The sequence below is a fragment of the Frankia sp. CgMI4 genome (assembly GCF_001756285.1).
In the GTDB taxonomy this organism is placed as follows: Bacteria; Actinomycetota; Actinomycetes; order Frankiales; family Frankiaceae; genus Frankia; species Frankia casuarinae.
Map to the genome: position 1 here is coordinate 17,920 of NZ_MAQZ01000043.1, position 12,306 is coordinate 30,225.

At 68.6% G+C, this 12,306-nt stretch carries 10 protein-coding genes; 3 read left to right on the forward strand and 7 right to left on the reverse strand.

The window, feature by feature from the left end:
• The first annotated feature begins 637 nt into the window (after window positions 1-637).
• Window positions 638-1,930 carry an HNH endonuclease signature motif containing protein gene (locus Manayef4_RS22335; protein ID WP_254665440.1) on the forward strand — a complete coding sequence of 431 codons (1,293 nt, stop codon included), beginning with the start codon at window positions 638-640 and terminating at the stop codon, window positions 1,928-1,930.
• Here the strand turns inward: Manayef4_RS22335 and ftsX are convergent.
• Window positions 1,915-2,787 carry a permease-like cell division protein FtsX gene (ftsX, locus tag Manayef4_RS03330; protein WP_070130571.1) on the reverse strand — a complete coding sequence of 291 codons (873 nt, stop codon included), beginning with the start codon at window positions 2,785-2,787 and terminating at the stop codon, window positions 1,915-1,917. The genes Manayef4_RS22335 and ftsX overlap by 16 nt on opposite strands.
• Window positions 2,787-3,533 (reverse strand): cell division ATP-binding protein FtsE, encoded by a 747-nt coding sequence (gene ftsE, locus Manayef4_RS03335; RefSeq protein WP_070130572.1) that lies wholly within the window; start codon window positions 3,531-3,533, stop codon window positions 2,787-2,789. Before ftsE ends, ftsX begins: the two co-directional genes overlap by 1 nt.
• A 296-nt stretch (window positions 3,534-3,829) precedes the next feature.
• Here ftsE and Manayef4_RS03340 point away from each other — a divergent pair, with 296 nt between their 5' ends.
• The gene (locus Manayef4_RS03340; protein WP_023839929.1) at window positions 3,830-4,015 is read left to right on the forward strand and encodes a hypothetical protein; all 186 of its coding nucleotides are present in this window, start codon (window positions 3,830-3,832) and stop codon (window positions 4,013-4,015) included.
• Here the strand turns inward: Manayef4_RS03340 and cobA are convergent.
• The 3 genes from cobA to nirB all read right to left on the reverse strand — a co-directional run bounded on the left by cobA (window position 3,980) and on the right by nirB (window position 7,946).
• Window positions 3,980-4,810, reverse strand: a complete 831-nt coding sequence (cobA, locus tag Manayef4_RS03345) for a uroporphyrinogen-III C-methyltransferase (RefSeq protein ID WP_070130573.1) — start codon at window positions 4,808-4,810, stop codon at window positions 3,980-3,982. The genes Manayef4_RS03340 and cobA overlap by 36 nt on opposite strands.
• Window positions 4,811-4,916: 106 nt before the next feature.
• A complete protein-coding gene (gene nirD, locus Manayef4_RS03350) occupies window positions 4,917-5,261 on the reverse strand; it encodes a nitrite reductase small subunit NirD (RefSeq protein WP_011435248.1) in 345 nt (114 codons plus the stop codon).
• A gap of 36 nt (window positions 5,262-5,297) precedes the next feature.
• Window positions 5,298-7,946 (reverse strand): nitrite reductase large subunit NirB, encoded by a 2,649-nt coding sequence (gene nirB, locus Manayef4_RS03355; protein ID WP_070130639.1) that lies wholly within the window; start codon window positions 7,944-7,946, stop codon window positions 5,298-5,300.
• A gap of 434 nt (window positions 7,947-8,380) precedes the next feature.
• Between nirB and Manayef4_RS03360 the strand changes: the two genes are divergently transcribed.
• Entirely contained in the window at window positions 8,381-9,532 is a 1,152-nt protein-coding gene (locus tag Manayef4_RS03360) for a uroporphyrinogen-III synthase (protein WP_011435246.1), read from the forward strand.
• Between the two features lie 54 nt (window positions 9,533-9,586).
• On the opposite strand, the gene Manayef4_RS03365 is transcribed toward Manayef4_RS03360, so the two are convergent.
• Window positions 9,587-10,423: a polysaccharide deacetylase family protein gene (locus Manayef4_RS03365; RefSeq protein ID WP_070130574.1), complete on the reverse strand. Its 837-nt coding sequence runs from the start codon at window positions 10,421-10,423 to the stop codon at window positions 9,587-9,589.
• A 622-nt stretch (window positions 10,424-11,045) separates the two neighbouring features.
• Complete coding sequence (prfB, locus tag Manayef4_RS03370; RefSeq protein WP_011435244.1) at window positions 11,046-12,146, reverse strand: peptide chain release factor 2; 1,101 nt, start codon at window positions 12,144-12,146, stop codon at window positions 11,046-11,048.
• Window positions 12,147-12,306 lie beyond the last annotated feature (160 nt).

The window sequence follows — 12,306 nt, forward strand, 5'->3', positions numbered from 1 at the left end:
GTTCGCGAAATCTTCTCCGAACCTACGTCCTGCCTCCCGCGTCGGTGACACGCCGGCTCCACCGCGAGGACACCCATGGTATCGATCATGTGAGCGCCATCGTCGGTCGCCGACGTGGCCCGGGTGACGTCGCCGAGCGCTCCGTAGGGCGACGAGCGCCGTCAGCGCGCCCCGCGGAGGAGYCGCCGCGGCGGCGCGACCTGGGCGTTCAGCACCTTCCACCTCCTTGCTCGGCTGTCGAGCTTGCTCGGCCGTCGAGACGATGGACTTGATGACGATGGACTTGATGAACGGTGCCAGCGAGTACTATACTCGAACACACGTTCGATGACCAGAGTGTTCAGGCGGATCGGCGGCGATTCCTGCCGGCAGATCCAACCGCTCCCTCTACGCGCCCATGACAGGCGGCATGATGCATCCAGTGACCAGACCCGGTTCATCGCTTCGGCCCGGCTCACAGTCCAGTCCGGGCGWGTCCAGTTCAGGCGAGTCCAGCCCGCGCGAGGAAGCAGAGGCCCTGGGCCCCCGCGACACCGGAGTCGACGACCGTGGTTCTCTTTCCCGTCATCTGGACTCATCGATGGTTTATGGTCATCGTGTAGCTGAACTCGACGCGGACGGATGCCTCCGGGCAGATGTGGAGATCGGTCGGGAGATCGCGCGCTGGGAGGCGGCACGGCTGCTCGTKAGAGCGAGGTTCGCGCAGCTACGGCCGCCCACGGAAGAGGATGAGAGCGGGGTTGCCAGGGGATTTCACGAGTTCGCGGGAGACGAACTGGCCGCCGAGCTGAGAATGTCATCAGCGGCGGGAAACAAACAGTTGGGTTTCGCGGTCGGCGTCGTCCGCCGCATGCCGGCAGCGCTGACTGCTCTGGAACATGGTGAGCTAGATTCCCAGCGGCTGACCGTGCTGGAACGACTGACGGCCAACCTGTCGGACGACCAGGCCGCGGACGTGGCGGAGACGGTTCTGCGCCGGGGTGGGCGGCCGAGCCACGCAGCGTTCGCGGCCGCCGTTCGACGGCGTGTGGTGCTGGTAGACCCTCAGGGCGCGGAACAGCGTCGCCGCAGGGCGACGAAGGCGCGTCGGGTGACAGTGCGGGCCGAGCCGGATGGTATGGGCCGCATCTCGGCCTCGCTTCCGGCGGACCGCATGCTCGCGGCGTTTCGACGAGTGGACCTTCTGGCGAGGAGAGCGGGCGGTGCGCAGGACGGTCGCGGGCTCGAGCAGCGTCGGGCCGACGTTTTCTACGACCTGCTGATGGGGCGGGATCGTGACCGTGTCAGTATCGAGATGCAGGTGGTCGTGTCGGCTTCCTGTCTGCTGGGTATGTCGGAACGGCCGGCGGAACTTCCCGGTTATGGCCCGATACCGGCCGGACTCGTTCGCGAGATGGCCGAGAACCCCCGATGCACATGGCGGCGGATACTGATGGATCCGCCGGAAGGACGAGTTCTGGAGGTCAGCCGGCGTCGCTTTCCCTCGGCCGCCCTGGCTCGTCATGTTCGAACTCGAAACCCTACATGTGTCTTTCCGGGATGCGAGCAGCCTTCCATTCACTGCGATCTTGATCATACCAGGCCGCATCGTCGAGGTGGCCAGACGAGCGAGCGGAACCTCGGGCCAAAATGCCGGAGGCATCACCGGCTGAAACACTCGGGTGAAAAGCGGCCTAGGCGTGACGCCAAGCAAGGAGCTACRAGAAGACCGGGGCGGCCGGGCACATCATCTCCCGATCAATCCACGCAGAAGGGATGGTCCGTGTGCCAGCCCAGGCCTGGACATTTCACCTGGACGAGCCCGGAGGGACGCCAATATGAGGTGTCACCCGAAGATTATCTCAAGGAAGTATTCATCGAGGATGATGTCCAGTTCGAATCGAAGCGAACCGGGGCCGAGCGACGGATGACGCCTCAGACCCGCAGATGACGGCGGAGCGCCACCGAAGCCATCACGGCGGCGGCGAGCACACCGACCCCCAGCACGACGGCCGCGGTCTCCCAGACCRCCGACCAACCGAACAGGGGGAACATCGTCTGCTTCGCGAACCGGCCGTCCACCAGGTAGATCTTCGCCAACGCAAGCACGCCCGTGGCGAGCAGCCCGCCAACCAGCCCCACCGCCGCGATCTCCAAGACGAACGGAGCCCGGATTGTTCCGTTGGAAGCACCGACCATCTTCATGATCGAAGTCTCCCGTCGCCGGGCGTGCGCCGAGATCCGGATCATCGTGTAGATGAGGGCGAAGGACGCCAGGGCCTGCACGCCGGCGAGGGCGAAAGCGCCCGCTGTGAAGGCGTCGAGGAACCGGYACAACGGGTCAAGCAGGCCGCGCTGGTCGCGAACAGCTTCCACCCCGTCGAGGCCGGTGTAGGTGACGACGATGTCGCGGGCCGCTCGCGGATCGGTAAGCGTGAGTCGTAGCGCCGCGGGCAGGTCGTCGGGTCCGACACCGGCGAGGACGTCGGGCGATCCACGGAAGTCCCGGCGGAAACGGTCGTACACCTGCTGTTTGCTTTCGTACCGCACGTCGGCGACCAGTGGATCCGCCGCGATCTCGGCATCGAKGGCAGACCGCTCGCCCGGGGTGATGCCATCGGAGAGATCAACGACGACCTCGATCTGGTCGAGCAGGAAGTCGTCGATGGTGTGCACCTGCGCCCGCAGGAGCAGGCCCGACCCCAGCAACGCCAGGCAGATCGTGACAGTTATGATCATGGCACAGGTCATCGCCAGGTTGCGGCGCAGGCCCGTCCACAGCAGCGACGCCAGCAGACCCGGTCGCATCAGCGGACCCGGTCGGYCGGCACCCTGGGCCGGGGCCGGGGAATCATCGGCACCGCCAGATCATCCTGGTTGTAACGTCCGCGAGCCTCGTCCCGGATCAGCGCGCCGTCGCTCAGCTCGAGCACCCGGCGGCGCATCGCGTTGACGAGCGACGCGTTGTGGGTGGCCATCACGACGGTGGTGCCGGCCTGATGAACAGTGTCGAGCAGGTTCACGATCTCGATGCTGGTGTTCGGATCGAGGTTGCCGGTCGGCTCGTCGGCCAGCAGGATCCGTGGACGGCCAACGAACGCCCGGGCGATCGCGACCCGCTGCTGTTCGCCTCCGGAGAGTTCGTCGGGATACCGGTCCGCCTTCTCCGCGAGGCCGACCAGGTCGAGTGCCTCCGGCACGACGCTGCGCACGACATGCCGAGGACGGCCGACCACGTCAAGGGCGAACGCGATGTTCGCCGTTACGGTCCGATTCGGTAGCAGGCGAAAGTCCTGGAAGACACAGCCGACCAGCCGGCGCAACTGGGGCACCCCGCGGTCCGGGATCCGCGCGACGTCACGGCCAGCCACCAGCACCCGGCCGGACGTCGCTCGTTCCTCCCGCAGCAGCAATCGCAGCAATGTGGTCTTACCCGATCCGGACGGACCCACGAGGAAGACGAACTCACCGACACCGATCTCCGCGGTGACATCGACCAGCGCCGGCCGGTCGCCGTTCGGGTACCGCTTGCTCACGGAACTCAAAACAATCATTGCGCCTTCCCGCACGCCTATGACTTTCAGTAGCCGTATGGTAGGGCGTGACGAAGGTCGGGGACCGCAGGTTACGCCCGACCGGAATCTCCGGGAACAGCCCGGACGGGTCGCCGCCCGCCCGATCGACCTTTGACGGAGCGGCACGCCACCGTGCGCGGGCGTAACGTGGAAGTCGATCGTGCGCGTCGCCAGCGGTCGTGCTCCATCCGGAACGTCCGGGTGTTGTCCCCCATCCCGGGGAAGTGCGACGATCGCCCGATCATGGCATCCGTCACGGGTGGGAAGGAGGCGCCATGGGCAGCGAGGATCTCGTCTGCGCGCGCTGCGCCGGACTAGTGGTCGAAGGYCGGTGTCCCACCTGCCGCGCCTCGCGCGAGTATCTGCGCCAGAACTTCTTCCAGATGTCACCGCAGGTGATCGTCGCACTGATCGCAATCGTGATGCTACTGGCGGTCCTCGCCGCCCGTCACGTCTCCTGAGCCCGGCCACGCTGGGACCGCCCCGACGGTACCTATCACGCCTGCAAGTCGATCACGTAGCGTAACCACATCTCCGATTACGATGACCGCGGGAGAACTGATCGCGGCTTCGGCCGCGAGCTGGGCGATATCCACCAGGGGCCCGATGATAATCGTCTCATCGGCTGTCCCGCCAGCGTGGATCACCGCGGTCGGAGTCTCCGGCCGGCGGCCCCGCTTCACCAGCTCGTGACTGATCTCAAAGAGTGCCCCGACGCCCATCAGCACGACGACCGTGCCCGGACCGGTAGCGAGCGCGTCCCAGTCGGCAGTGGAACCGGGATGCGAAGGATCGATGTGGCCGCTGACGACGGCCACGTCCTGGGTGATGCCCCGGTGGGTCACCGGGATCCCGGCGAGCGCGGGGACCGCGACGGCGCTCGTCACCCCGGGGACGATCTCGCAGGGCAGGCCGGCCGCGGMGCAGGCCAGAGCCTCCTCGCCGCCACGACCGAAGACGAACGGATCGCCGCCCTTGAGYCGGACGACACCGAACCCGCGCAGTCCCCGATCGACGACCACCGCGTTGATCTCGTCCTGGGTCAGGTTGTGACCGTGCGGCGCCTTGCCCGCATCGATGATCTCGGTACCGGGTCGCACCTCGTCCAGCAGTTCACGGGGAGCCAGCCGGTCGACCACCACGACATCCGCAGCTTGGAGCAGCCGTAGACCGCGTACGGTGATCAGATCCGCCCGCCCGGGACCGCCACCGACAAGGGCCACCCATCCGCCCGGGGCTGTCTGCGCACCGGTCATCTTCGTCCCCTCCCGCGTCGGCTTTCTCCCAGTGTGCGGCCTGACCAGCCCGTTCGGGGCCGATCACCGTAGCCGACCGTTTCGGCTGATCGCCCGACTGATCGCCTCAGCTGACCGGCCGGGCCGCCGCGACGGGGCCGACCAGCACCCGACCGTCCTGCACCTGCACCGGGTAGACGGGGATGCGCACCCCCTCGGCATCGAGGCACTCCCCCGTCGCCAGGTCGAACGCCTGCTTGTGCAACGGCGAGAAGACCACGGCCCGGTCTCCGCGGGAGCCGACGAGACCCCGGGAGAGCACGTTGGCCAGGCCGATCGGGTCGGCGTTGCCGACGGCGAGCACGGGACCGTCGCTCAGCCGGAAGATGGCCACTTGGGCGCCGTTGACGAGCGCGGCCACGCCGCGATCGGGAGTCAGATCGTCCAGGGCACAGATGTCGGTCCAGATCATGGCGGCCTCCAAATCGTCCGTGATGCGCCTACTTGCCTATCCAGAGGCTTTTGTGTCCGTTTCGTCCCTCTGGATAGGCAAGGAGCCTGGATAGGCAAGGAAACGGTCAGCCACCACGGGTAGCGTGGCACCGGCGATGAGGGCCGCCCGCTCGGCCGGGCGGGCCGGCCGGGGCTGGCCGCGTTCGAGGACGTGGATGACGTCGGGGTCGGCCCCCTCGGGGGCGTTGACGAACGAGGCGAACCGGCGCAGTGCGACCGGATCGGCCAGCGTCGTCTTCCACTCGTCCTGATAGGTCGCGACGTGGTAAGCCATGGCCGTGTCAAGCTCGGCGCAGATGCCCAGCGAGTCGTCGACGATGACCTCGCGGACATGCCCAAGGCCGCCGTCGAGGCTCTCCACCCACGGCGCGGTGCGCTGGAGGCGATCGGCGGTGCGCACATAGAACATCAGAAAACGGTCGATGTAGCGGACGAGCGTCTCGGTGTCGAGGTCGGAGGCGAACAGCTCCGCGTGCCGGGGCCGATGACCGCCGTTGCCGCCCAGGTACAGGTTCCAGCCCTGCTCGGTGGCGATCACCCCGACGTCCTTGGACCGCGCCTCCGCGCATTCCCGGGCACAGCCGGAGACCGCCATTTTGATCTTGWGAGGGGATCGCAGGCCGCGGTAGCGTAGCTCCAGGTCGACGGCCAACGTGGTGGAGTCCTGTACGCCGTAGCGGCACCAGGTCTCCCCGACGCAGGACTTCACCGTCCGCAACGCCTTGCCGTAGGCGTGTCCGGACTCGAGTCCGGCGTCGGTCAGCCGCTTCCAGATCTTCGGCAGCTGCTCGGCCCGGGCGCCGAAGAGGTCGATGCGCTGCCCGCCGGTGATCTTCGTATAGAGGTTGAAGTCCCGGGCCACCTCGCCAATCAGGATGAGCGTCTCGGGCGTGACCTCGCCGCCGGGCAGCCGGGGGACGACCGAGTACGTGCCGTCCTTCTGCATGTTCGCGAGCAGGTGGTCGTTGGTGTCCTGCAAGGCGGCCTGCTCGCCGACTAGGACGTACCCGTTGTAGAGGGAGGCAAGAATCGAGGCCACCACCGGCCGGCAGACCTCGCAGCCCCGGCCCCRACCGTGCTCGGCGATCAGCTGCGAGAACGTCGTGATCCCCCGCACCCGGACGATCTCGAACAGTTCGGCCCGGCTGACGTCGAAGTGCTCGCACAGCGCCTTCGACACTTCGAGGCCCGCGGCGGCGAGCTGCTGGCCGAGGATCGTCCTGAGCATCGGCACGCAGCTGCCACAGCTCGTGCCCGCGTTGGTGCACCCCTTGATCCCAGCGACGTCKGTAAGGCCATTCGCGCTGATCGCGGCGCAGATCTGACCGTGGGTGACGTTGTTGCACGAGCAGATCTGCGCCCCGGCGGAGAGCGCCACCCCGGCCCCGGAGCCGCCGGCCCCGGCGACGTCGCCGGCCGGCAGGATGAGCCGCGCGGGATCGTCCGGCACGACCCCGGCGGAGCCGACCATGGCCCGCAGCGTTCCGTACTCCCCCGCGTCGCCGACAAGGATGCCACCGAGGACGCTACGCGCGTCGTCGGAGAGCACCAGCTTCTTGTAGACCTTGGCCACCGGGTCGGCGAACGTGATAGGCAGCGCACCGGGAGTCGTCCCGAAGGCGTCCCCGAAGCTCGCGACATCGACGCCGAGCAACTTGAGCTTGGTCGACATGTCGGCGCCGGTGAAGGTCGCGTCGCCGCCAAGCAGACGGTCCGCGACGACCTCGGCCATCGCGTATCCGGGCGCGACCAGCCCGTACACCCGTCCGGCCGCCAGGGCGCACTCGCCGACGGCATAGATGTGCTCGTCGCTGGTGCGGCAGCCCTCGTCGACGACGATGCCACCGCGATCCCCGACGTCGAGTCCGCACTCGCGGGCCAGAGCGTCCCGCGGGCGGATCCCCGCCGAGAACACGACGACGTCGGTGTCGAGGCCGGCCAGCCCCTCGGGGTGACGGGCGAAGACCATTCGGGCGACCCGCCCGTCGGCATCGGCCTCGATCCGCTCGGTGGCCGTGTCGGTGTGGACGCCGATCCCGAGCCCGGTGATGTGGGCTCGCAGTGTCTGCCCGCCGGCCTCGTCGACCTGGGCCGGCATCAGCCGGGGCGCGAACTCGACGACGTGGGTGGCCAACCCCAGGCTACGCAGCGCGTTCGCCGCCTCCAGGCCGAGCAGGCCGCCACCGACGACCACACCGGTCCCGGTCCGGCTGCCGCGCGCCGAGGCGGAGATCGCATCCAGGTCCTCGATCGTGCGGTAGACGTGGCAGCCGGTGGCCTCCCGGCCGGGTACCGGTGGGACGAACGGGTAGGAACCGGTCGCAAGCACCAGCGCGTCGTACCGGTAGGTGCGGCCGGCACCGGTGGTCACCGTCCGGGCGGCCCGATCGACGGCGACGACCGGTTCACCGAGACGCACTCGCAGCCGGGGGTGCTCAAGGAATCCGTCCTCGACGAGGCTGAGGTCCTCCGCGGTGGCCCCGGTGAAGTACGCCGAGAGGCCCACCCGGTCATAGGCGGGCCGAGGTTCCTCCGCGAGGACCGTGACATCCCATCGCCCCTCGACGTCGCGGTCCCGCAGCGCCGCCAACAACCGATGCCCCACCATGCCGTGGCCGACGACCACCAGTGATCGAGAAGACATCCGCGCACCACCCGCACGTCCGAACCGATGGGTGCCGGTCCGAACGGGCACCCGCTACGGCCAGAACCGTACGAACCCAGGATGTCAACGCTGACTCGAAGTCAGGTCGGTCCGGCTACAAGGCATGCACTCCACGACACGACGGGATGTGAGATGCCCGACGAACGCTCGATGCGGACGTCGTGAATACGCAACGGTGCCGGTTAACACCGGCGTTGCACACCGGCAAGCGCGTGGACATGGCCGTGTCCGATCCTGCGGTGACCGGGGGATCGGCGCGGGACCCCAGCCCAGGAGGTAGCCTTGTGACAATCCGTAGTCCAGGGCGGCCCGACGCTGGCGACCGGTCCGGCGCACCCGGGACCGCCGGAACACCCGAAACCACCAGCCCGCCCGAAACCACCAGCCCGCCCGAAACCACCAGCGCACCCGGGATGTTCCCGGCGTCGGCGACATCGAGGGAGCCGGCCGTCAGCGCCGCGCTGCCACCGCTGCTCGGCTTCACCGTCGGGGTCACGGCCGCGCGTCGCCGCGACGAGCTCGCGAACCTCCTCGAACGGCGCGGAGCCCGGGTGGTCCATGCCCCGGCCCTGCGCATAGTGCCGCTTGCCGACGACAGCCTGCTGCTCGCCGCGACCCGGGAGTGCCTCACCCGGCCGCTGGACGCGGTGATCGCCACGACGGCAATCGGCTTCCGCGGCTGGGTGGAGGCCGCCGAGGGCTGGGGGCTCGGCGAGCGGCTGCGCGACCGGCTGGACGGCGCCCGGCTGTTCACCCGCGGGCCGAAGGTCACCGGCGCCGTCCGGGCCGCGGGGCTGACCGAGTGCTGGTCGCCCCGCTCGGAATCCGGCGCCGAGCTCGTCGCCCATCTGCTCACGGAGAACCTGGCCGGGCTGCGCATCGCGGTGCAGCTACACGGCGAGCCATTGCCAGACATGGTCGAGGGACTGCGCGCGGCGGGTGCCGAGGTCGTCGAGATACCGGTGTACCGGTGGGAACCACCGGACGATCTGCGGCCGGTCCGCCGGATGGTCGAGCTCATCGTCACCGGCGGGGTCTCCGCGGTCACCTTCACCAGCGCGCCCGCCGTGGTGAGCCTGCTACGGATCGCCCGGGAGATGGGACAGTTCGACGAACTGCTGACCGCGCTGCGTGGCGAGGTACTGCCCGCGTGCGTRGGTCCGGTCTGTGCCGCCCCCCTCGAACGGCAGGGCGTGGCGACGGTGACCCCGGACCGGTTCCGGCTCGGAGCACTCGTGCGCACGCTGTCCGACGAGCTCCCGCGTCGCCGGGTGCGGACCGTCGAGGCCGCGGGGCACGTGCTGCGGGTCCAGGGCGGGGCAGTGATCGTCAACGGCGAGCCGGTGATGCTCGCACCCAGGACCGCGGCAGTCCTCGACGCGCTGACCGAGCGTCCCGGCCGGGTGCTGTCCCGAGCCGAGCTGCTGCGCCGGACGGGCACGGCCGGGCTGACCGACGAACACGCGGTCGAGATGACCGTCGCCCGGTTACGCACCGCGCTGGGACCGGCCGGCTGCGCGGTCGAGACCGTCATCAAGCGGGGCTATCGGCTCGCGGTCGTGTGAGAGAGCACGCGGTAACCGCCGGGCCCCGGACTCCAGTTTCCCGCGCCCCCGTCGTCAGGCGCCTCGGCCGAGCCGCCAGCGCGCCGCTCGATATGTCCGCCACCCCGACTGCAGTCCTCGCCGGACGCTGAGCAGGGCGTCGCGATGCCCCTGGGAAACGAGCCGAAGGATGTCGGCCGCCCCAGCGGCCCGATTGACGATCAATCGGCTGATGGCGAACCGGGACAACGTCGGTTGATGAATGCGGTATCCGACCTCACAGGCTGATTCGAACCCGGCGGCCGCGACGACATGGCGCACCGCCRCACAGTGATAACCGAAGGGGTAGCAGAAGCTGTCCGGACGCCGGCCGGTTCTCTCCTCGATCAGCCGCCGGCTGGCGGTGACGTCGTACCGCGCCAGAGCGGTCGGCACCACGTCGAGCTCCAGATGACGGTGACCGTGCGAGCCAAGCTCGATGCCCTCCCCGGCGAGCGCGGCGAGGTCGGACCAGWCCAACAGGGGGAGGTTGCGCTCGGTGTAGCCATCCAGCCAGGTGGCGCGCCGGCCGACGAAGGCGGTCGGCACATACAGGGTAGCGCTGGCCCCGATCGCCCGCAGAGCGGGCACCGCGGTGGTGACGAAGTCCTCGAAGCCGTTCTCAAAGGTAATCACCACCTGGCGGCGGGTGGGATGTGCCAGCGCGTCAGTGAGACCGGTGAGGTGGTAGCCGCTTTCGACGAGGGCCTCGAGCTGCTCGGCGAAGGCACCGGGAGGGACCTCCCAGCGTCGGAAGTCCGCACTCACCGAATCACCGACGCCRTGGTACATAAGGACGGGCAGGGGCATCGTGGGCGCACCCTYGAACACGCCGCCTGCGGCGCCGGACGCCGCAGGCGCCAGGGAGGTCACGGCGTTCCCGTACCGGCGAGACTGGCCATCTTGCCCGGATTTGCACCGTTATTTCCACACATATACATGCGTGCATTCGTGTGCAGGGACACAGACCGCACTCCCTCCGCGACAGCGGTTCGCAATTGTGAACGACCAGGTGACACGGGCGTACATCCCATCGGGTGAAGCAGTAGGCGGACCAGATCAAGACACCGAAACTAAAAAATCGAACGGTCCGCGAACTACCCGGAACTCTACACGTGTATACCCGGCATGCCAATGGCGTCAGGAGATCCGGTGGAGTCCTTCCCCGACGCCGGGCCGGGCCGAGCCGCCGGCCGGGCCTACGTCACACCGACGTTCCCACCACGGCCGGATCTTTGTCTTTTCACCGTCCGTTCCCCGAGAGGCAGGCGACATTCGGATGCCGTCCCGGAAACGGGGGATCTCCAGACCCCCGAACCCCCGGAACTCCGAACCTCCGGAACTCCGAACCTCCGGAACCGGAGCGCCGGGCGCCGGGCGCCGGGCGCTCATCGTCTCGCCGGGCCACGAGCGCCCGGACGGTGCGGCGAGGCTTGCCCGCTCAGTCCGGAACCAGACACATCCCAGGCGTCGACAAAAGCTCCGAAGAACCCTCTCACGCCTGGTTCTCAACCGACCGCCGCCACCGGATCTCCGCGTCGATGAAATCATCGAGCTCGCCGTCGAGAACACCGCTGGTGTTCGAGGTCTCGGTGTCGGTACGCAGATCCTTCACCATCTGGTACGGGTGGAGGACATAGTTACGGATCTGCGATCCGAAGGAGACGTCCTGTGGCCCGCCGGTGATGCGCTGTTTCTCCGCCGCCTCCTCGGCCCGCCGCCGCTCCAGGAGCTTCGCCTGCAACACGATCATCGCGGCGGCCTTGTTCTGGAGCTGGCTGCGCTCGTTCTGACACGTCACCACGATGCCCGTGGGCAGATGCGTGATGCGGACCGCGGAGTCGGTGGTGTTGACCCCCTGCCCACCCGGACCGGACGAACGGAAAATATCGATACGCAGATCCTTGTCGTCGATGTCGACGTGGTCGGACAGCTCGACGACCGGGGTGACCTCGACCCCGGCGAAGGAGGTCTGCCGCCGGTTCTGGTTGTCGAACGGCGAAATCCGGACGAGCCGGTGCACCCCGTGCTCACTGCGCAGCGTCCCGTACGCATAGGGCGCCTTGACCTGGAAAGTTGCCGACTTCAGACCCGCCTCCTCGGCCTCGGAGGTGTCGAAGACCTCCGTGGCGTAGCCGTGCCGCTCGGCCCACCGCAGGTACATCCGAAGCAACATCGCCGTCCAGTCGGCCGCGTCCACCCCGCCGGCCCCGGCCGAGAGCTGCACGATCGCGTCCCGCTCGTCGTACTCGCCGGACARCAGGGTCCGAACCTCGAGACCGGCGATGTCACTGGACAGCCTGGGAAGATCGGCTGCGGCCTCGGCGAGCAGATCCTCATCGCCGAGGTCCGCGGCGGCGGCGATGTCGTCAAGACGGCGACGCAGCCCCTCCACCCTGGCGATGTCCCCGCGCGTCGACGACAACCGGCGGGTGACAGCCTGGGCCCGGTCCTGATCGGACCAGAGGTCGGGGTCCGCGGCCTGACGCTCCAGATCCTCGGCGCGACGGCGCAACCCCTCCACGTCGAGAACCGTCTCGATGCCGGTCAACGTGGCATCCAGCTGTTTGATCTCCTCGGACAGGTCGACGGCCATGCTGTTCACCTTACCGGCGGCGCCCGGGGCCACCGCCACAACGGATCTTGTCCGCCCGGACGGGAGCCGGCCGAGTTCGCATCGGCGTCGCGCCGAGCCCCGACGGCATCCCCGCGACCTCCCGACGGCATCCCGACGGCATCCCGACGACGCCTCGACC